The sequence below is a fragment of the Lacticaseibacillus parahuelsenbergensis genome (assembly GCF_030770265.1).
In the GTDB taxonomy this organism is placed as follows: domain Bacteria; phylum Bacillota; class Bacilli; order Lactobacillales; family Lactobacillaceae; genus Lacticaseibacillus; species Lacticaseibacillus casei.
The window spans coordinates 1750539-1771303 of record NZ_CP132482.1; the positions used below are offsets into that span (position 1 = coordinate 1750539).

The window sequence follows — 20765 nt, forward strand, 5'->3', positions numbered from 1 at the left end:
AAAAAAGACCGCCACCCTATTTGGGATGACAGCCTTCTTCAAATCATGACGTCATTACTGACCGGTTGTCTTTTTAACCAAGTCCGCATTTTCGTCATTCGAAATATTTTCATTTAGAGCAACATCGGCCATCTTAGCCATGTCCTCGGTGGAGAGCCGCTTCATCAAGCTGCGCACCTTAAGAACAGAAGTTGCAGACATGGAATATTCGTCAAGTCCCATACCAAGCAGCAACGGAACCATGATCGGATCACCAGCAGCTTCACCACACATGCCAGCCCATTTGCCTTCCTTGTGGGCTGAGTCAATCACATGCTTGACCAACCGGAGGATCGATGGGTTGTATGGTTGATACAGGTAAGAAACATGTTCGTTCCCACGATCAGCCGCCATTGAGTACTGAATTAAATCGTTAGTCCCGATCGAGAAGAAGTCGACATACTTAGCAAACTGATCAGCCAGAACTGCCGCAGCAGGAATTTCGATCATAATGCCAAGCTGAATGTTGTCGGATACCTTAACGCCATCCTTAACCAACTTGTCTTTTTCTTCTGTGAAGATCTGCTTAGCCTGTTTGAACTCGGAAATGGTTGCGATCATCGGGAACATGATCCGCAGATTACCAAATGCAGACGCGCGCAACAAAGCACGTAATTGGGTACGGAAAATATCCTGACGATCAAGACTGATCCGGATCGCACGATAACCTAAGAATGGGTTTTGTTCTTGCGGTAATGGCAGGTACGGCAAATGCTTATCCCCGCCAATATCCATTGTCCGAACAACGACCGGCTTTGGATTCATGGTTTCAAGAACCTTCTTGTAGGCCTCGAACTGATCGTCTTCAGTCGGCAATTCGGAAGAATCCATGTAAAGGAATTCGGTACGATACAGGCCGATACCTTCAGCACCATTTGCCAGCACACCATCAAGATCCTTAGGGGTCCCGATGTTAGCCGCAACATCAAAATGCTTGCCATCAGCCGTCACGGATTTCGCCGTCTTCAGTTGCGCCCATTCAGCCTTTTGCTTGGCAAATGCTTCAGCAGCTTGCTTGAATTTGGCAACCTCATCCGTCGAAGGATCAATGACCACTTCACCAGTCAGACCGTCAACGGAAATCAATTGACCGTTTTGGGCCTTCTTGGTGACGTCATCGGTTCCGACAACAGCAGGAATTTCCAATGAACGCGCCATGATTGCGCTGTGGGCCGTCCGACCACCGATATCAGTGACGAATGCCTTCACATACTTCTTGTTGAGCTGTGCCGTGTCAGAAGGGGTCAAATCGTGAGCCACGATAATGACTTCTTCATCAATCAACGCCGGATTCGGCAATGTACGACCCAACAAATGCGCCATAATACGCTTTGTTACATCGCGAACATCGGCAGCACGTTCCTGCATATATGGATTATCAGTCATGCCTTCAAAGGTCTGAATGAAGAATTCGGAAACTTCCTTCACAGCTTGTTCGGCATTTACTTTTTCGTCCTTGATCTTGGATTCGATCTGACCGGTAAAGTCAGGATCAGCCAAAATCATCATATGGGCATCAAAAACTTGAGCCTCTTCTTCGCCAAGCGATTCAGCGGCCTTTGTACGGATAACCTTTAACTCATCATTACTTTGATCAAGTGCCTGCTTCAGCCGATTGATTTCCTTTGAAGGATCATCAACCGTTTTTTTGTCAAATGATAAATCAGGTTGAACCAGTAAATAGGCCTTCGCTGTGGCGATCCCATCACTAGCAGCGATTCCCTTCAAATGTTCAGCCATTATTCAGCCAAGCCTTCTTTTTTCATAGTATCGGTAATAGCAGCAATTGCGTCTGCTTCGTCGGCACCTTCAGCAGAAATGGTAACATCGGCGCCTTGGCCAACACCCAAACTCATAACACCCATAATGGACTTCAGGTTAACGCTCTTACCTTTATATTCCAAGTTGATGTCTGAGTTGAACTTGCTGGCTGCTTGTACCAACAAGGTTGCCGGACGTGCGTGGATCCCGGTTTCTGCAATAATGTTAAATTCACGTTTTTCCATGACTGATCTGCTCCTTCATATTAACTAGATTTCTAGTGTTTTTCCGAATAGTTTATAGGCACACTAACACCTAAAACAATTCATGTAAACCTTACCATTTTTTGTAGCTTGCCACAAGCGTCACATGAGATTTGACGCTTATTTAGCGGGAATCAACTGACCGGTAATGGTATTCGATGACACCATCGCGTTTGGCCGTCCCCACAATTTCTTCACGATCGGGATAATTTGTCCATGCCGCCCGAAACGCCATGAATGTTTCGGGCGTCACCGTGATCTTGTCACGCTGACCAGTCTTTAACTCATCCATTAAAGCGACATAATCCTGAGTCATCTATTTGCCTCACCTCACTCCATAAGGTTAGCATAAAAGTAGGCATTGAAAAAGCGCTAATGCCTGATATCACTGAAATATTTGGAACTTTTTAGCACTCTTGTGTGTCGAGTGCTTGCATTCTCAACATGAGGGTGTATACTATTGCCATAGGTCAAGAAAGGTCAAACCTTTTTCGACTATATGTGGCACCTATTTAGACAGGAAGGTTGTGACAAAATGTTATGTGAAAACTGTCATAAGAATCCAGCCACTATTCATCTTTCAACCGTTGTTAACGGTACGCGGCAGGAGATCAATCTCTGCCAAAACTGTTATCAATTACTCAAGAAACAAGCAGGAGGAAATATGAATCCAACAAATGCTACTGATCCGTTTGGGTTCGGGAGCTTAGATGATATCTTCCGTGCGATGAATCAGGGAATGGATCGGCCGCAACAGCCTAACGCGCAGATCCCGCCTACTCAGGCAGGACGCGGCGGCAATGGTAACAACGGCCGCAATGGCAATGGTGGTAAGGGATTGCTGGGTCAATTCGGTATTGATCTGACCGAACAGGCACGCAAAGGCCAAATTGATCCGGTCATCGGCCGCGACAAAGAAATCTCGCGGGTGATCGAAATCCTGAATCGCCGGACGAAGAATAATCCGGTTCTGATCGGTGAAGCCGGTGTCGGTAAAACCGCTGTCGTCGAAGGCTTGGCATTGAAGATTGCCAATGGCGACGTACCGGCAAAGCTACAGGATCGTCACGTCATTCGTCTCGATGTCGTTTCCCTTGTTCAAGGAACGGGTATTCGTGGTCAATTCGAGCAGCGGATGCAACAATTGATCGATGAACTCAAACAAAATAAGAACATTATCCTATTTATTGATGAAATTCACGAAATTGTCGGTGCCGGCAACGCTGAAGGCGGCATGGATGCAGGCAATGTTTTGAAACCTGCCCTCGCTCGTGGCGAATTGCAACTGGTTGGCGCAACCACCAGCAACGAGTATCGTCAAATTGAAAAAGATTCCGCGCTTGCTCGGCGACTTCAGCCAGTCATGGTTGAAGAACCTAGCGTTGACGAAACCATTAAAATTCTAAAAGGCTTGCAGCCGCGTTATCAAGACTTCCATCACGTTAAGTACACGGAAGCCGCGATTGAAGCCGCAGCTACACTCAGCAACCGCTACATTCAGGATCGCTTTTTGCCTGACAAGGCCATTGACCTGTTGGATGAAGCCGGTTCTCGCAAGAATCTGACGATTGCGACCGTTGATCCTGAAACGATTAAAACCAAGATTGCGGATGCCGAGAATCAAAAGCAGGCAGCACTGAAACAGGAAGATTACGAAAAAGCCGCCTTCTATCGCGATCAAGTCACGAAATTAGAAGACATGGCCAAGAAGCAATCAAATCTCCCTGAAAATGAAGTGCCAACTGTCACCGAAAAGGACATGGAAAAGATTGTCGAAGAAAAGACCAACATTCCTGTCGGTGAACTGAAAGCACAAGAACAGGCACAGTTGAAGAACCTTGCCAGCGATCTTGAAAAACACGTCATCGGTCAAAACGAGGCGGTTGACAAGGTTGCGCGAGCCATTCGCCGTAACCGGATTGGCTTCAATAAGACCGGCCGGCCAATCGGTTCCTTCCTCTTCGTTGGGCCTACCGGTGTTGGTAAAACCGAGCTGGCCAAGCAGCTGGCCAAAGAACTGTTCGGTTCGGAAGATGCCATGATTCGGTTTGACATGTCGGAGTACATGGAGAAATTCAGCGTCTCCAAACTGATCGGGTCACCGCCAGGCTATGTTGGCTACGAGGAAGCCGGCCAGTTAACTGAAAAAGTTCGTCGGAATCCTTATAGTCTGATTTTGTTAGATGAAATTGAAAAAGCCCATCCCGATGTTATGAACATGTTCCTGCAGATTCTGGATGATGGCCGCTTGACAGATTCGCAAGGCCGTACCGTTTCCTTCAAGGACACCATCATCATCATGACGTCCAACGCCGGATCAACTGACGCCGAGGCTAATGTCGGTTTTGGTGCAACCTTGAGTGGCAAGACGCACAGCGTTCTGGATCAGCTTGGCAATTACTTCAAGCCGGAATTCCTCAACCGGTTCGATGATATTGTTGAATTCAAGCCACTTTCTAAAGATGACTTGTTGAAGATCGTTTCCTTAATGATCACTGACACCAACAATAATCTCAAGAGTCAGGGCCTGACGATTCATGTCACCGATCCGGTCAAAGAGAAGCTGGTCAGCCTGGGTTACAATCCATCCATGGGTGCGCGGCCATTACGGCGGGTTATCCAAGAACAGATTGAAGATCGGGTAGCCGACTTCTATCTGGATCATCCGGATGCCAAGGAACTTGAAGCCCGCATCAGCAATGGTGAAATTACGGTTGGCGAACCAGCCAAAGCCGAAACGCCTTCAAAAACCAGTAAAAAGTAACAACCAGCAAACATCACCCGATCATAACGATCAGGATGATTGATACAAAGACAGAAAGCCCGCGGACAAAATGTTCGCGGGCTTTCGATTGTACATAATATTATTTTTCCTTAAATTGTTTTATAATAAAACCAGTAGGAAGAGAAATGGAGGGCCTGACCATGCGACTAATTAATGTCACCAACAGCTTTAGAAATTTGGTAAGCCAGCAACTAAGCGGCACTGATGCCCGACTTGTCAAAGTCTTTTCACTCGGTCAAACCACCGTTGTTTATACAGAAGCACCTTCACACATCGAGATACTGTTCACCAACGAACGCCGCAACATTCAACGTGAGGAAATTGCCTTCACGCTTGACCGGCTGCTCAAAAAGTCCATTGACGAGGTTTCGCCAATCATGGGCCACCATTTAGCCGAGGTAACGGTGCCTAAGCTAGAACGTCAGGCTGAATAAAAGAGAGTTTTTGTTCATTCGTTAGGCGATCAAACGATGCATCGTCATGGTTCTCATGTATAAGCGAAAGGGTGCCTCAAAATTCGGCAACAAAAAAGCGGCTAATAGCCGTTTTTTTTTGTTGCCAAGATTAAAGCTTAGCCGTCAATTTCACATCCGGATACTTGTCCGCAAACCACCGCTCGGCATATTGGTTTTCAAACAAGAACAACGGATCACCGTGAATATCCTGCACCAGCAGGTTCCGCGAACTGCTCATCTTTTCGTCCATTTGATCCGGATCGATCCAGCGGGCAATACGCGAGCCGATCGGGGTCATCACAACCTCGGAGTGGTATTCATGCAACATCCGAAACTGGAAAACTTCAAACTGCAATTGACCGACCGCACCGAGAATGTAGTCATTTGTATGGTAAGTCTTATAAAGTTGGACCGCCCCTTCTTGAACCAGCTGCTGCATGCCCTTATGAAACGATTTTTGTTTCATGACATTTTTAGGGGTGACGCGCACGAAGATTTCTGGGGTAAACTGTGGCAACTTTTCAAATTGGATCGGCGTTTTACCTTGATAAATGGTATCGCCAATCTGAAAATTACCGGTGTCATATAAGCCGACTATATCCCCTGCAACCGCAGTCGAGACAGTTTCGCGGCTATCGGCCATAAACTCGGTGGAATTGTTAAGCCGCATGGTTTTACCGGTGCGATGTAAAACAACATCCATGCCACGCTCAAATTCGCCGGAAACAATTCGCACAAACGCAATCCGATCGCGATGAGCCGGGTTCATATTCGCTTGGATCTTGAAGACGAACGCTGAGAATTCCGGATTGGTCGGCATCACTTCATCGCCTTGCTCAGTCTTTTTGGGACCCGGCTCAGGCGCATATTTAACAAAGCTATTCAGAAAAGTTTCGACGCCGAAGTTGGTCAGGGCTGACCCGAAGAAAACCGGCGTCTGATCACCAGCCATGATTTTCTTGAGGCTAAATTGATTACCCGCATCGTTTAACAGCTCGATGTCATCCATCGTTTGCGTGTAAATGGAATCCTGAGTCAATGGTTCATTGGGATCAAGCTCGCCTTTGTCATTAAGCGGCAAAAACCGATCGTCACCTTCTCGTCGGTACAGTTCGATCCGGTTATTCACCCGATCGTACAGCCCTTTCAAGCCTTTGCCCATCCCAATCGGCCAGTTCATCGCATAACCTTCAATGCCCAGTAAATCTTCCAATTCAGCAATCAAATCCAACGGCTCGCGGCCGTCACGATCCAATTTGTTCATGAAGGTAAAAATAGGAATGCCGCGCTGCTTAACAACTTTAAACAGCTTCTTCGTCTGGGCTTCGATCCCTTTCGCCGAATCAATCACCATCACGGCAGCATCCACTGCCATCAGCGTCCGATACGTGTCTTCGGAAAAATCTTCATGCCCGGGCGTGTCCAAAATGTTAATACGTTTTCCTTGATAATTGAATTGCATCACCGAACTCGTAACCGAAATACCACGTTTCTTTTCGATTTCCATCCAATCCGATTTGGCAAAATGCCCGGACTTTCGGCCTTTAACCGTTCCGGCCTCACGGATAACACCCCCAAACAGCAATAACTGCTCGGTAATCGTAGTCTTCCCTGCATCCGGGTGAGAAATAATCGCAAACGTCCGCCGTTTTGCGACTTCTTGTGCTAATTCCTGTGGTTTCATTATCTGGTTCCTTCCAAAATGTTCAAAGTTACTGCCGGCACCTGCTCTAAGTCATTTTAAGCCGTGCTAGCTATCCGTTTCCTTGGACGATACTTCTGTTGATGTTTCTAACGTCGGCACATCAGTTAAATGAATGTGAACGTTGACAAGCCGTGACCCTTCCACTTTGCCGGTCGACAACATGACGCCTGGTGCCAGCTCAAGCTTTTCGCTATGATGCGTCGAAGGGATCGCACCAAGCTGCGTCAACACATAGCCGGCGATGGTATCAACATCCGGCACATCCAGACTGGTCTTGAATAAATCATTGAACTCGGAAATCGGCATCCGCCCAGAAACGACATAGTCATACTCCGTTTGTTTCGTATAAAGCTGTTCCGCCTGATCCGATTCATCATCAATATCGCCAACGATTTCCTCAAGTAAATCCTCAATCGTGACAATGCCAACAACACCGCCATACTCATCCAAAAGAATGGCAATTTGCTGTTGGCGAGTTTGCATTTCCTTCAACAGTGCATCCACAGTAATGGTTTCCGGCACAAACACCGGTTCCGTCATCACCGATTCGATTTTAACATGTTCAAATCCAACTCGCCGCGCCTCTTTGAGTAAGTTCTTGATATGGACAATCCCGATGACATGGTCCTTATCCTCTTCGTATACCGGGATTCGTGAGTAAATATTATTTAAAATCGCGTCGATTGCTTTTTGATCAGGTTCTTCGGCATCAATCATGAAGGCATCTGTTCGTGGGACCATCACTTCGCGGGCCATTGTGTCTGACAACGAGATAATCCCTTCAAACATTTGATATTCATCAGGATCAATAGCGCCGGCATTCCGGCCATTTTCGATCATGGCGACCATTTCTTCACGTGTGACAGATTCGCCTTGATGGTTAAATTCCATGGGGGTCAACTTCATCAGTAGTTGAGTCGACGCCGATAAAAGCCAGACAAACGGACGCATTAACGTCGCTAGCCAACTGATCGGCGTCACACTCATCTTGGCCACGCGTTCTGCCCGTTGAAGCGCCACTTGCTTGGGATAAAGTTCACCGAAGACAAGCGAAAAATACGACAAAATCAACGTGACTAAAATAACCGCTGCTTCATGGGCAAAGGACCACTGACCAAAAATCGGGGCAATCCGATCCGCCAGTGTAGTTGCAGCCGAAGCCGATGCAAAGAAGCCGGCAAAGGTAATGCCGACTTGAATCGTCGCCAAAAACCGGCTGGAGTCCTTCATAATGGCAACCAACTTAGCTGCTTTTCGATCACCCTTATCTGCCTGTGCTTGCATTCGGGTACGTGAGCTTGAAACGACCGCAATTTCTGCGGCAGCAAATCCTGCATTAATTAAAGTCAAAAAGATAATGAGGATTAACTGTCCCCATATCTGACCGTCTGGGTCACTGCCCATTCAAAAACACAACCTTTCGTAAAAAAAACGGGGATTCATCCCCGTAGTTCGATCACTTCAGTATAGCAAGTCCTTATTTCTTTTTCAATTCAGAATCGTGCTGCGCGCCGTCCTGTGGGGTCGGCTCGGGTAGTTCGCGCTCATCATCAAAATCTTCGTCATCCTTATGTTCTTGATGGAACCGATATAGTTCGTATAAGTAAGTAATGACGGTTTTGATCACGGCATAAGTCGGTACAGCCAAAATAGTGCCCAGTAGCCCCCATAAATTGCCCGCCACCATCAGCAAAATGATGATGGTCAACGGATGAATGTCCAAAGACCGACCGATGACATTAGGATAGATGAAGTTCCCGTCAGTCATCTGAATAATGACGACGACCAAGACAACCAGCAAAACTTTGGTCCATCCCTGGGTTGCCGCAATGACCAGCGCTGGGGCAATGCCAATATACGGTCCCAAATAAGGAATAATGGTGACCACACCGGCAATGAAACCCAGCAGATACGCGTATGGCATGCCAATGATCAGATAGCCAATAAACGTAAAGGTGCCAACAAACAAACATTCAATTGCCTGACCACCGATATAGTGCGACAATGTGGCATTCAAGCGCGTGAACACTGTTGCCACCTCCGCATGATACCGCCGCGGTAAGAGTCGCTGAATACTTGGCACAAAGTTTTCGCCGTCTTTAAGGAAGTAAAAGAGCATCACCGGAATCGTAATAATGCTGACCACAATACTTGCCAAAGAACCGATCATACCCGGCAATCCACTTGAGAAGCTGCCTAGCACCTGACTCAGCAATTTGCTTGGCGATATTTGTAAGCTTGCCACATATTTGCCAATGTTAAGCCGCTGATACCAAGTGTAGTGCGAAGCCTTACTGATAAAGGAACGCAACCCCTTTAAGAAATCCGGAATATTGGTAATGAATTGGGTGACCTGGTAAATCAGATTCGGCAGGACCGCCATGACAATTAAGACGATGGCGCCAATAACCACCAGGAAAATCAAAAGAATCGAAATATTGCGACTGATATGCAGCCGTTGCAACAGCTTCACAATCGGATTAAACAAATAGAACAAAAATCCAGCCGACAGAATCGGGATCAGCAGCGTTGAAAAGAACGTTGCAACCGGCGCAAATAAGAACGAGACCTGGGTTAAGCCGATCACCACGAAAATCAGTACCAATAACTCGACTGACCAGAACATTAATTTTGAATGGCGTAACTTATCAAACATAATTGGCCTCCCCAACCTCTTCTCGCTAGTGTTATAATAGCAAACAATTTATCAAAACGGAAAGAAGGTTCGCGCTTTGGAATTAAAGACAACAACTGCTTTAGATTCAGCGATTCACCAAGATAGCGTTCAGATCCGTACACATGTTTTCGTCAAGGAACAGCACGTCCCGGCAGATCTGGAAGTCGATGGTGATGAAGGAAAAGCCACCTATTTTGTCCTTTATGACGCTGGCTTGCCTGTGGCCACGGCCCGGATTTTACCGGAAGCAAACGGCTATCACGTTCAACGCGTTGCCGTGGAAAAGGTCTACCGCAAGCATGGCCTTGGTAAAATGGTGCTAACCGCCATCATCAAATATGCCCGCCAGCATCATGTGGCGTTTCTAAAACTCGGCGCCCAGATTCAGGCAGTTGGTTTTTATAAAACTTTAGGATTTGAATTAACGAATCGACCGGAATTCCTGGATGCCGGCATTCGCCATCGTGAAATGATGCTGAAACTAGATTAAGCGGTGCTTCAGGTTAGTCCGATTAAACCATTCAAATTTGAAAAAAATACGCTTCTAATTTGATTTTATTAGAAGCCCATCACTGCAAGCAGGCCATGCCGGGCTTGCTTTTTTATTCATATTCGTCAACCCCGGTCAACTGATCCGGATCAATATAAAGGCGATAAGCCACCGTTTTGACCGCCGCCCCATCAAGCAGATAACTTTCTAAATAATACGGATGATCCGTCTGACCTAGGCGTTCCGGGAGCGGATACCCTGCCTGCTCGATGATCTGTAAGCCTTTATTAAAGCTGGTAGCCAACGGTAATTCTTTTGCCAAAACTTGACTGGCCGGTTGCTTCACTTGCCCGGCCGTCGCCGCTGGCAGTTGGAAACAGTCGTAAGCTTTTGGTACATCTGTCCCCGCCGGCAATAAGCTGCCAATCCAGTACAGAAAGGTATCATACGGCGAAAAGATCACCATCGCCGTTCGGTTAGGCGTTTTGGCCAACTGATCAAGCGATTTAAATCCCAGTCGCTGTTCGAAATCCGTCCACGCAGGGCGAAACGTGCCGAGTTGATCGCTACTTTCGGTTGTATAAGCATGACCTGCAAATAATTGTGCAGGTTGTTGCGGAATTTGTTTCATATTGCCTCCAACATCCATACCGTCTTCAGATTCGATGGGCCAATTGTAAGTACCGGCGATACCACAAATCTACATAGGCTTGGGAAAAAGGCCCCTTACCGTGGTTGATCCAATCGACCAGCACTTTAACGTTGGCTTTCAAAATACGATCCGTCGTGGCGGGGTACTGCCACATTTTGCGGTGGGCTTCATATTCATCAACGTCCAGCAGGCGCTTTTCCCCGTCCGCAAACACTTTGACATCTAAATCGTAATCAATATATTTCAGTGCTTCCTGATCCATGGTAAAAGGGGTCGCCAAGTTGCAATAATACGAAACGCCGCCTTCACGAATCATCGCAATCACATTGAACCAGTAATGCTTGTGAAAGAAAATAATTGCCGGCTCCCGCGTCAACCAGCGACGCCCGTCAGACTCGGTGACCAAGGTATGATCATTGCAGCCGATCAAGGCGTCTTCACTCGTTTTAAGCACCATCGTGTCACGCCAGGTGCGATGCAAACTGCCATCATGTTTATAACTCTGAATGGCGAACGAGTCGCCTTCTTTAGGGATCAGCATACAAAACCCGCTTTCTAAAATTCCGATTTCCATTATAACAAAGCTTATCGGATACCGCTAAAAAACTAGAGCTCTAGTCCTCTTCTGCCAAATCCGCCAAAACATCATCGATGGCATCTAAATCGAACCCCTTGCGAAATAAGGCCGACTTGACCTTTTGCTTACGAATTCGCGCTTCGTAATGTTGTTTTAACCGCCACTGTTTCGCTGCCTCGGCTTTTAAAAGTGCCAGCTCACTTTCTGCATCCGGTTGCGGATCGAGAATTTCAATCGCGGCAGCAATCGTTGCTTCATCAAAGCCTTTTTGAATCAAGGCAACCCGCAGTCGCTGTAATTGATCCTTAAATGCCCGGTTTTGATGGTGGCGCAGATTTTTTTGACCCGCACGCACCGCTGCTTCAGTCCAGGTTGCTGAAGGAATGGTGGCCAGTTGCTCGGTTAACAAATCGGACGTAATGCCTTTCTGCTCGAGCTTATGACGCACCATGCGGGGTCCGGCTTCGCCCATTTTGCTATTGGCTTCTAAATAGCGCTGAACATACTCAACATCGTTTAAGAACCCCAGCTCCGTTAAACGCTGTAAGATTTGGCCGATGACGTCTTCCGGAAAATCTTCTTTCGCCAACCGTTCCTTGACTTCATGGCGAGTGCGACTTTGATGATTGATATAATTCAAACCGATCTCCAAACCCATGGCAACGACTTCGCTGTCCTTGATCTGGGCCTCCTCCGCTGGTGTGAGTGTCATCCCTTTGGCGAGCTGATAATTCACCAATGTCGTCTCACTGACCGGAAAGGCATACTCACCGTCCAGAAAAATATTATAGCGTCCCCGCCGTTTTTGCGCCGTTATCTTTGTAATTTGCCCCATACGCTTCTGACCACCTTTCTAATCATGTCATCACTTATGTTATACTTTTGATAAATAAGATGGAGGTCTGTTATGTTTGAAGCTAGTTTTTTTGACCGTCATAGTTTGATTAATTATCAACTATTTCGGGCAATGAAGACCTTGCCACAAACAACCATATCGATCAATGCACTTAGCCGCTCAACAGGTTTATCATACTCGCAAACCTACACGGCGTTTCAGACCGTTTTGGTTCAGCTTAATAAAATCATTCCTGACGAAGCCGTTGACGAGGCAAATTTTACCCAATTTTTAGGAAGTGTCACGCTCAATCAGTACCGCTTTGCTTTGCTTAAAGACAGCTTGCCGTTTGAATTCTTCGATGACGTGTTCAAAAATCCGCATCCTGATTTTCACCAGTTTAAAGAAAATCATCAGACAAGCGTTTCAACTCTGAGACGCCGAATTACCCCATTTCGGGATTATTTGGCGGACAACGGTGTCAGTCTCAACAGCACAACCTGGGCAATTGAAGGTGATGAGCTACATATCCGCTTGGCCATGTTTACCTTTTTTATGCTTGCTTATCGTGGTGCGGGCTGGCCGTTTTCAGCTGATCAGGAGCAGCAGGCAAAGACGCTTTTGACGGAGATTAATCAGGTTGCGCCAACCTTTTTGTTGGTACCGGTGCAACCGATGTCCAAGGAAGCATTGGTCATTCTTGCCATTCAGCTGATGCGGATCAAAGCAGGCCATGCCCTATTGCCGAATCGCCGCATGCAGCTGCTTTTTTCCGGACACGATGACCTGCCGGATTTGATTTTTACCCAATCACGGTTTCCTAATCTGTCAGCGTCAGAACTAAAGGCGGAAAAACAATTTTATTATTTTATGCGCATGTATTTTATGACCGTGACTCGGCAACCGCAAACGCTTGATCGGCAAATCATCGAACATTTCGATGAAACCGATAACCTCGTGAATCGATTTGTTTTTGGGTTGCTCAGCCACTTGAACGATCAGCTGCAAGAAACGGATCGCCAGCTGATTGCCGAAAGCCAAGTCATGATTGCTAATCTGTATCGTCTCAGTTTTAATGAATATGTACTCGATGGGCGATTTAGCCAGCGCATCGACTTTGCCCAATCACCTTACGAAGAAGCCGACAGCAGTCAGTTAGCTGCGGAAATTCAAAGGTACCTCAAAAAGATTCCTAAATCGATGCCGGAATCTATTTTTGCCGACTTCCCTGAGCCATTCGTCAGCGGCTTATATCTTTTGGTGAAGGAAAATTATCCCGAACTTAACCGGGACATGCAGATGGTTGTCAACGTTCTCATCGAGCATGACTCGTTTGCCAAACGGGACTTGCTCAACTTTTTGGATGATTTGGGCTTTATCCGGGTTGTGCCACCTGATGCAGCAGTCAAACCGGATCTGATCATCACCAGCCTCACCAAACCAAAACGGGTGATCCCGCGTCTGGGCCACCCGTTTGATCCCGCAACTCCGCTGATTACCTGGATGCCGGAACCGACTGATTTAGATTATTTCCATCTTTATCGCCGACTCAAACAATTACAGCATCAACACGGCTCATCGGTGCAGGCCTAAACCTTTTTATTTTAGTGAAAAGGCTTGGCGGTATAGCCGACAAAATAAACCAACGCCTCATAGCCGGCCAGTCCCAGAACGACCGCGGTCACCAGCAGCGTGTTGTTCAGGTTACTATTGCGGTTAAACCACAAAAAAACCACCATCAGAAACATTACAACAAAATAAGCATTTTGCAGGCTGCGATTGATCTGAATTTCAAATTTAGCCTCAGGACTTTGGTAATCAATCGCATGTACCTTGTTCAATCGGCCAACTTTATAGGTTATTTTGTCGCCGCGTTGGACTTTGAGATCTAACGTTTCGCCAACGTGCATGACATGTGGCGTGTCGTTTTGCCAAACGGTCGCCGTCATTTTTTTGCTCATGGTATTCGAATAAGTAATTTTCACAGTCAATCCTCCTGAAAGTACATTATACTAGAATTTTTCAGGGATCGTCACCATTTGTCAGCGTAAAGGAGTATTTATGGCAACCACGGTTAAAATCGGACAACGTTTTCCATTGACTATCAAGCGTTTGGATATCAACGGCGCAGGTATCGGGTACTATCAACGCAAAATCACCTTTGTCACCGGTGCGCTCCCCGGCGAAATCGTCGTTGCTGAAGTGACGGCGATTCATGACCGCTATCTTGAAGCCAAGGTCCACAAAATCCGTTCGGCCTCACCAGATCGGGTGAAACCCGCGGAACCACTTTATGGACAGATCGGCGGGATCGAATTAAACCACCTTGCTTATCCGGCACAATTGCGCTTCAAACGGGATGTGGTCGCACAGGCCTTAGCCAAGTTCAAACCAGCCGGCTGGCAACATTACGACTTAAAACCCACCATCGGCATGGCACACCCGACGCATTATCGCAACAAGGCTCAGTTCCCGGTTCGGGTTATTGACGGTCATGTTCGCGCCGGTTTATACGCGCCCGGGTCACATCACCTCATCCCGTTAACCCATTTTTTGACACAGGCGCCGTTGACCATGAAAGTCGTGACTGCTTTGTGTCAGCTGCTTGAAGAGCTCCAGATTCCGATCTACGAGGAAAAAAAGAACACCGGCATTGTCAAAACGTTGGTCGTTCGGGAGTCTTTTGCAACCGGTGAAGTGCAAGTCACGTTCATTACCAACAGCGCTAAACTGCCGCAGCAGACAAAATTGGTCACGGCCATTGCAACGCGTTTGCCTATGGTCGTTAGCATTGCGCAAAACATTAATCCCGGCAACACTTCAATTATTTGGGGCAAGGAAAGCCGACTTTTGGCTGGCCAACCTTATATTCATGAGTCATTGTTAGGCCGCACTTTTCAGGTTTCACCGCAAGCCTTTTTACAACTTAATCCAGCGCAAACAGAACGGCTTTATACTGTCGCAAAAGATGCCCTTGAACTGGCACCAGGCGATACACTGGTTGATGCGTATTGTGGGATCGGCACTGTCGGTATCAGCCTCGCTGACCGGCACCAGACAATCTACGGTATGGACACGGTGCCTGAGGCCATTGCCGATGCAAAGGCCAACGCGGCTCATAATGGCTTTACCAAGGCCCATTATTTTGTTGGCAAAGCCGAGACCCTGTTTCCTAAGTGGCTGGAAGAAGGAATTCACCCTGACGCCGTGATTGTCGACCCACCGCGTGCCGGCCTTGAACGTCCTTTTATCGATGCCTTACTCACCCTTAATCCTAAAAAGTTCGTTTATATTTCCTGCAACCCCTCAACGTTAGCGCGGGATCTCGTTCCCCTGGCCAAACATTACAAGGTCGACTGGATCCAGAGCATCGACATGTTCCCACAAACGGCGCGCTGTGAGGCAGTTGTTAAGTTTACGCGGCGCTGATCGCATTAAATGAAGCAGCATCTTCACCAATCTCCATTCGTCCCCCAATTCATCCATCCAAAGCGAGGTTCCTGCCATGAAAATTTATTTTGCCAACGCCCTTTTCAGTCATGCCGACTTTGATTACAACGCAAAATTAGCCGCGCAAATTCGCGCCGCCGTTCCTGACGTCGATCTGTATGTGCCTCAGGAAAACGCGGCAATTAACAATAAGGAAGCTTATGCCGATTCCAAAATGATCGCCCAGGCTGATACTGATCGCCTGGAGGCTGCTGATCTGTTAGTGGCTATCTTGGACGGCCCAGTCATCGACAATGGGGTGGCCACTGAAATCGGGGTCGCCTATGCCACCAAAATCCCGATACTCGGCCTTTACACCGACAGCCGACGTCTTGGCGCTACTAATCAGCAAAAGCTCGACGCCTTGCAACGGGTTGCCGAAAATCAATTCCATTATCTAAACCTTTATACGACTGGGTTAATCAAACTCAACGGTGCCATCTACACCGATGAAGCAGCGTTGGTTGCGGCCATAAAAGTTCGGGCAAACGCCTAAGCCTAGCTAATCAAAAAAAGCTTCCGCCACCAGATAACAATCTGATGAACGGAAGCTTTTTTATGACGCAACTAAACATTCGCAGTGTTTTTTTCTGCATCTTCAAGCAATTGCCGGAATGGGATCAGACTCTCAGCATGATACTTCTTCACGAAGGCATCAACGGCTTCGGGATCCTGGGTTTGCTTGTCGAGAACCAATTGCTCAACCGGAATCGGCCGCAAGTTGGAAATCTTCACATCAATCACAACCGGACCCTTCCGATCCTTCGCCTTAGCAAACGCATCCTTAAGTTCATCCAGGGTGTGGACTTCAAAACCTTGAGCGCCCATGGCTTCGGCAGCTTTGCCATAATCGGCACCGATCAGATCAACCCCTGAATGTGGCTGATGCGTATCATCTTGCTCCGCTTCGATGAACCCTAGGCTTTGGTTCGTCAAAACCACGTTAATGATCGGCAGATGATACTTCACTTGCGTCATGATATCTTGCATCACCATCGCGAACCCGCCATCGCCAGAAATTGACCATACCTGACGATCCGGGAACTCTGATTGTGCCCCAATAGCTGCCGGCAATGCGTAACCCATCGTTGCATACCAGCCGGACGTGGTGAAGGCCTGATCGTCGTTAGCCTTAAGATAGCGCATCCCGTTAATCGTCACGTTACCAACGTCGACTTGGAAAATGGCATCCTTTTCCGCCATTTCATTGATGAGCTTGAAGATTGGCTCAACCCGCAATGGCGTTTCAGCGTCGTCTTCAAAAGACTTCATCCAATCAACCCAGTTTGCCTTATTGGCTAATGAAGCGCGATACCAAGCCGTTTCCGGTAATGGCTCAGCGACGTTGGTCAATGCTTTGATGAACTTCTTGGCATCAGCAAGAACCGCTAAATCAACGGTGTGACGTCGGCCAAACTTGCTGGCATCAATATCGACTTGAATATATTTGGCATTCGGTGCGATAAAGTATGGCTGGAATGGGAAATCCGAACCAAGGAACAAGACCATATCGGCACCACGGGCAACCTCAACGCCCGGCTTGGACGCAACCCGGCCAGCAGAACCCATATTCGCTTTGTAGTCGTCAGGCACAACGCCTTTTGCCAAAGCCGTCGTGATAATCGGAATATGCGTTTTTTCGGAAAAAGCAATAATCTCGTCCCGGGCACCACGCGCGCCATTACCAACGTATAAAATCGGCTTCTTGGCACCTTTGATGATGCTCCAGGCCGTTGCAACCTGTTCCGGATCCGGCTCAGGTAAAAGCGGCTTCTGGTAGAGATTGGCTGACGAAACATAATTGTCGTCAATTTGTTCCCAACCAAGATCTTTAGGAATCGTCACCACTGCCACACCCTGATGCTTGTACGCCTGACGAATGGCTTCATCAACAACATGTGGCAACTGAGCAGCCGTCATCGCTGTCCGATTGTAAACCGAAACATCGGCAAACATCGGATTCTCATTCATTTCCTGGAAAAAGTTGGTGTTCATGGCAGCAGTCGGCACCTGCCCGACCAAAGCCAAAACCGGCACATGATCGTATTGAGCATCATACAACCCATTCAGCAGATGTACTGCCCCAGGCCCAGCAGAACCAAACGTTGCGCCAATGCGGCCAGTTACTTTAGCTTCACCAGCTGCTGCTAACGCACCGACTTCTTCATGCCGAACCTGAACATAGTTGATCGTGTGACGCCGATTATAAAGTGCATTCATCGTGCTATCAAAAGAACCACCAGGCAACCCATAAATGTTATGAATGCCCCAGTCTTCGAGCACCTTGATCATTGCGTCTGCAGCGTTGATTTTTTCTGTCATGACACTTGCCTCCATTATTACTTACATTTTGTAAGTTCATTACAAAAATGAGTATAACAATTAATCGTCAGCAATGCAAGCCCTTTCACCTCAACTAATCTTGCAAAAAGGCCAAAAGCCTAGAAATCGCTTCCATGACCGGCATAATAAGCCCGTTGGAACCATAACAGTCAACCAAATTGACTAATACAGATTGACAGGTTTCATACCGTTCGCCGAAAATAACCGCCATAAAATAACCAGCCACAAATCAGATTAACGTGTCGAAGTCGATGAATTAGCCGGCCGCTTTTCGTACAAGCGCTCTTGCCCAACCACGCCAGTCAACACAAATTTGCCACGGAAGTACGCTGGATCCGGCCGATAATCTTCGGGATCATAAGGCACCTTATCGCTGAACAGCGCCTCGTATTCCGGCACCGTCAGCTGTTGGCGATCATCCAATTGGCGGGCGTGACCGGCTGACTGTAGTTGGTCTTTGAATCCTGGCTGCAAAATACCACTGAAAAACTCCGCCACCGCACCAGAGCCATACGAAAAGAGCCCGATACGGTCTCCGGCATGCAGTGTTGCATCGTGATCCAATAAGGAAAGCAATCCCAGATAAAGCGAACCCGTATAAATATTGCCAATCCGGCGGCAGTAGCGGGTGCTAGCGTCAAACCGTTCCTTTAAGCGCTTCACAGTCTGATCATCGACCTGGGGTAAGACTAAGTCCAACGCCTTTTTGCCCATTTTGGTGTAAGGCAAATGGAAGGTCATCCCCGCAAAATCAGCCGCGGTCAAATGGTTTTCTGTCTGATAACGATCCCATGCCGCCTGAAAGAAGGCCAAATACTGCTCGGTAGAATATTTTCCTTGAGCAATCGCAGTATCTTGATAAACCGGCCGCCAAAAGTCATTAATCGATGCCGAGCGATAAACCGAATCCGGCTCAATCGTGATGAGTCGCGGAGCCGCCTTGACGATCATCGCTACGGCACCGGCACCTTGAGTGACTTCACCTGCTGTGGCTAAGCCGTACCGGGCAATATCAGCCGCGATGACCAGCACGCTTTTATCTGGATGCCCAGCTACATAATCCCGCGCCATCATCAAAGCCGCAGTTCCGCCATAACAGGCTTCTTTTAATTCAACTGCACGTACCCATTCAGGCAAGTCCAGCAGCTGATGAATAAACAAAGCAGCTGACTTGCTTGCGTCCACACCACTTTCGGTTCCGACCAGCACCATTCCCAGACTGTCCCGGACTGCCGGGGTCATCAGTGGCGCTGCGGCATTGGCACCCATCGTCACAATATCTTGACTTGAAGGCGGTACCGCCTGTTCATCTTGGCCGATGCCGATGGTGTACTTGTCCGGTTCATCTCCCCGAACCTTTGCGAGTTCCACTAAATCGACGTAAAAGTCCGGTGTATCCATTACAATGGCATCAATCCCGATTTTCATTTTTTGATTGGCCTACTTTCTGATTTGATCGAATGTTTGCTAAATAAGTTTTGGCGTGTGCTAGGTTCATTTGCCCTTCCCGCAATGCAGCGACCAGAGCCGGCAGTTCGCGTTCGTCGGCACCAGCCGCGATCGCTAAGGCATTAGCTTGCAGCTTCATATGCCCGGCTTGAATACCCGGTCCGGCCAGTGCCCGCAATGCCGCAAGATTCTGCACCAAGCCCAATGCCGCAATCACCTGCTGCATAGTGGCTAAATCGCGATAACCACCAAGGCGGCGGGCAGCTTGTGCCACTGGCAAGGCACCGATTGCACCGCCGACCGCTCCGAGCGGCAACGGCATTTGCAGCGTTCCCTCTAATTTACCGGCATGCATCACCCAACGTGACAAAGGTTGGTATTGACCGCTAGCAGCCGCAAAAGCTCCCACACTTGCGGCAATCGCCCGTGTGTCATTACCGGTTGCCAAAACCGCCCCGATGACACCATTAAGAATGCCCTTATTATGCGTCACGGCCCGTTCCGGATCGACAAAAGCCAATTCGCTAAGTTGCACGATTTTTTTTGCAATAACATCACCTGGCACGGTCTTCGTGGCAAGGGTCGTCGGATCCAGTTGCACCGTCGCGGTCACTAACTCGGCCGGGGCATTTGTTAAAATACTGACCAAAATCGTTCCGTTGAGCCAGGTTTTAACGACTGCTGCAACTGCTTCGGCTACCGTATTGGCATAATTGGCTCCCATTGCCTCTTTAGGGTCAAGGGTTAAGCGAATCTTCAAGAAGCGGTTAGCTAGCACAGAGACTGTTACGCCAACTAACCCGCCACCACGCTGAATCATGGAAGGATGCGCGGCTGCCACAACTGCTTTGATTTCTGCTTGGTGAGCCAAAATTGTTTGTTTGGCAGCTTTCACATCGGCTAAGTCTGTCAAAACCACCTCGGCGACCACCTGATGTGGATCAACCCGTGCCACAACGCCACCATTTTCCGCAGCAATCCGCGCACCATTACTGGCAGCTGCTACAACAGAAGGTTCTTCGTTGGCAAGCGGCACCTGATGTAACTGGCCATTCACTAATAGATTTCGGGCAATCCCTAAAGGTAGCGAAAATTCACCGATTGAATTTTCGATCAGCTTCGCTTCGGTTGCGGCAGGAAGGGATGACTTCGCCGCGAATAACCTGGCATCCGCCTGCGTCAGCGAACCTTCGCGAATCAATTGCGCGCGCCTTTCTTCAGGCGTTTTTTCGTAAAATTTCATCA

At 48.0% G+C, this 20765-nt stretch carries 19 protein-coding genes; 6 read left to right on the forward strand and 13 right to left on the reverse strand.

The window, feature by feature from the left end; genetic code table 11:
- Nucleotides 1-54: 54 nt before the first annotated feature.
- The 3 genes from ptsP to ykzS form a co-directional block, all read right to left on the reverse strand.
- Complete coding sequence (gene ptsP, locus LACPH_RS08230; RefSeq protein ID WP_306386613.1) at nt 55-1779, reverse strand: phosphoenolpyruvate--protein phosphotransferase; 1725 nt, start codon at nt 1777-1779, stop codon at nt 55-57.
- A complete protein-coding gene (locus LACPH_RS08235; protein WP_003566007.1) occupies nt 1779-2045 on the reverse strand; it encodes a phosphocarrier protein HPr in 267 nt (88 codons plus the stop codon). The genes ptsP and LACPH_RS08235 overlap by 1 nt, the downstream gene beginning before the upstream one ends.
- 142 nt (nt 2046-2187) lie before the next feature.
- The gene (gene ykzS, locus LACPH_RS08240; protein ID WP_010487689.1) at nt 2188-2379 is read right to left on the reverse strand and encodes a protein YkzS; all 192 of its coding nucleotides are present in this window, start codon (nt 2377-2379) and stop codon (nt 2188-2190) included.
- Nucleotides 2380-2598: 219 nt separating this feature from the next.
- On the opposite strand from ykzS, the gene LACPH_RS08245 reads away from it, so the two are divergent.
- Both LACPH_RS08245 and LACPH_RS08250 read left to right on the forward strand, forming a co-directional pair.
- Nucleotides 2599-4827: an ATP-dependent Clp protease ATP-binding subunit gene (locus tag LACPH_RS08245; protein ID WP_306386614.1), complete on the forward strand. Its 2229-nt coding sequence runs from the start codon at nt 2599-2601 to the stop codon at nt 4825-4827.
- Between the two features lie 161 nt (nt 4828-4988).
- Nucleotides 4989-5282: a DUF1827 family protein gene (locus tag LACPH_RS08250; RefSeq protein ID WP_025012683.1), complete on the forward strand. Its 294-nt coding sequence runs from the start codon at nt 4989-4991 to the stop codon at nt 5280-5282.
- 130 nt (nt 5283-5412) lie between these two features.
- On the opposite strand, the gene LACPH_RS08255 is transcribed toward LACPH_RS08250, so the two are convergent.
- From LACPH_RS08255 to LACPH_RS08265, 3 genes are all read right to left on the reverse strand, one after another.
- Complete coding sequence (locus tag LACPH_RS08255) at nt 5413-6987, reverse strand: peptide chain release factor 3 (RefSeq protein WP_306386615.1); 1575 nt, start codon at nt 6985-6987, stop codon at nt 5413-5415.
- Between the two features lie 66 nt (nt 6988-7053).
- On the reverse strand, nt 7054-8412 hold the full coding sequence (locus LACPH_RS08260) for a hemolysin family protein (protein ID WP_306386616.1): 1359 nt from the start codon (nt 8410-8412) through the stop codon (nt 7054-7056).
- 73 nt (nt 8413-8485) lie between these two features.
- Entirely contained in the window at nt 8486-9664 is a 1179-nt protein-coding gene (locus LACPH_RS08265) for an AI-2E family transporter (RefSeq protein WP_047107583.1), read from the reverse strand.
- Between the two features lie 76 nt (nt 9665-9740).
- On the opposite strand from LACPH_RS08265, the gene LACPH_RS08270 reads away from it, so the two are divergent.
- Nucleotides 9741-10175, forward strand: a complete 435-nt coding sequence (locus LACPH_RS08270) for a GNAT family N-acetyltransferase (RefSeq protein ID WP_306386617.1) — start codon at nt 9741-9743, stop codon at nt 10173-10175.
- A 112-nt stretch (nt 10176-10287) separates the two neighbouring features.
- Here LACPH_RS08270 and LACPH_RS08275 read toward each other — a convergent pair whose 3' ends face one another.
- The 3 genes from LACPH_RS08275 to recX all read right to left on the reverse strand — a co-directional run bounded on the left by LACPH_RS08275 (nt 10288) and on the right by recX (nt 12239).
- Nucleotides 10288-10806 (reverse strand): hypothetical protein, encoded by a 519-nt coding sequence (locus tag LACPH_RS08275; protein ID WP_087912341.1) that lies wholly within the window; start codon nt 10804-10806, stop codon nt 10288-10290.
- Between the two features lie 25 nt (nt 10807-10831).
- Nucleotides 10832-11368 (reverse strand): nucleoside tri-diphosphate phosphatase, encoded by a 537-nt coding sequence (gene ntdP / locus LACPH_RS08280; protein ID WP_010487673.1) that lies wholly within the window; start codon nt 11366-11368, stop codon nt 10832-10834.
- Nucleotides 11369-11441: 73 nt separating this feature from the next.
- Nucleotides 11442-12239, reverse strand: coding sequence for a recombination regulator RecX (gene recX / locus LACPH_RS08285; RefSeq protein ID WP_306386618.1), 798 nt, complete (start codon nt 12237-12239; stop codon nt 11442-11444).
- Between the two features lie 72 nt (nt 12240-12311).
- Between recX and LACPH_RS08290 the strand changes: the two genes are divergently transcribed.
- Entirely contained in the window at nt 12312-13832 is a 1521-nt protein-coding gene (locus tag LACPH_RS08290) for a helix-turn-helix domain-containing protein (protein ID WP_306386619.1), read from the forward strand.
- Nucleotides 13833-13843: 11 nt separating this feature from the next.
- Here the strand turns inward: LACPH_RS08290 and LACPH_RS08295 are convergent, their stop codons facing one another.
- Nucleotides 13844-14224, reverse strand: coding sequence for a hypothetical protein (locus LACPH_RS08295; protein ID WP_306386620.1), 381 nt, complete (start codon nt 14222-14224; stop codon nt 13844-13846).
- A 76-nt stretch (nt 14225-14300) separates the two neighbouring features.
- On the opposite strand from LACPH_RS08295, the gene rlmD reads away from it, so the two are divergent.
- Together rlmD and LACPH_RS08305 are read left to right on the forward strand one after the other, a co-directional pair.
- Nucleotides 14301-15668 carry a 23S rRNA (uracil(1939)-C(5))-methyltransferase RlmD gene (rlmD, locus tag LACPH_RS08300; RefSeq protein WP_306386621.1) on the forward strand — a complete coding sequence of 456 codons (1368 nt, stop codon included), beginning with the start codon at nt 14301-14303 and terminating at the stop codon, nt 15666-15668.
- A 76-nt stretch (nt 15669-15744) separates the two neighbouring features.
- On the forward strand, nt 15745-16224 hold the full coding sequence (locus LACPH_RS08305; RefSeq protein ID WP_010487663.1) for a nucleoside 2-deoxyribosyltransferase: 480 nt from the start codon (nt 15745-15747) through the stop codon (nt 16222-16224).
- Between the two features lie 71 nt (nt 16225-16295).
- Here LACPH_RS08305 and spxB read toward each other — a convergent pair whose 3' ends face one another.
- The 3 genes from spxB to LACPH_RS08320 form a co-directional block, all read right to left on the reverse strand.
- Nucleotides 16296-18050 carry a pyruvate oxidase gene (gene spxB / locus LACPH_RS08310; protein WP_306386622.1) on the reverse strand — a complete coding sequence of 585 codons (1755 nt, stop codon included), beginning with the start codon at nt 18048-18050 and terminating at the stop codon, nt 16296-16298.
- A gap of 255 nt (nt 18051-18305) precedes the next feature.
- On the reverse strand, nt 18306-19499 hold the full coding sequence (locus tag LACPH_RS08315) for a hydroxymethylglutaryl-CoA synthase (protein WP_306386623.1): 1194 nt from the start codon (nt 19497-19499) through the stop codon (nt 18306-18308).
- Complete coding sequence (locus tag LACPH_RS08320; RefSeq protein WP_306386624.1) at nt 19483-20763, reverse strand: hydroxymethylglutaryl-CoA reductase, degradative; 1281 nt, start codon at nt 20761-20763, stop codon at nt 19483-19485. Before LACPH_RS08320 ends, LACPH_RS08315 begins: the two co-directional genes overlap by 17 nt.
- Nucleotides 20764-20765 lie beyond the last annotated feature (2 nt).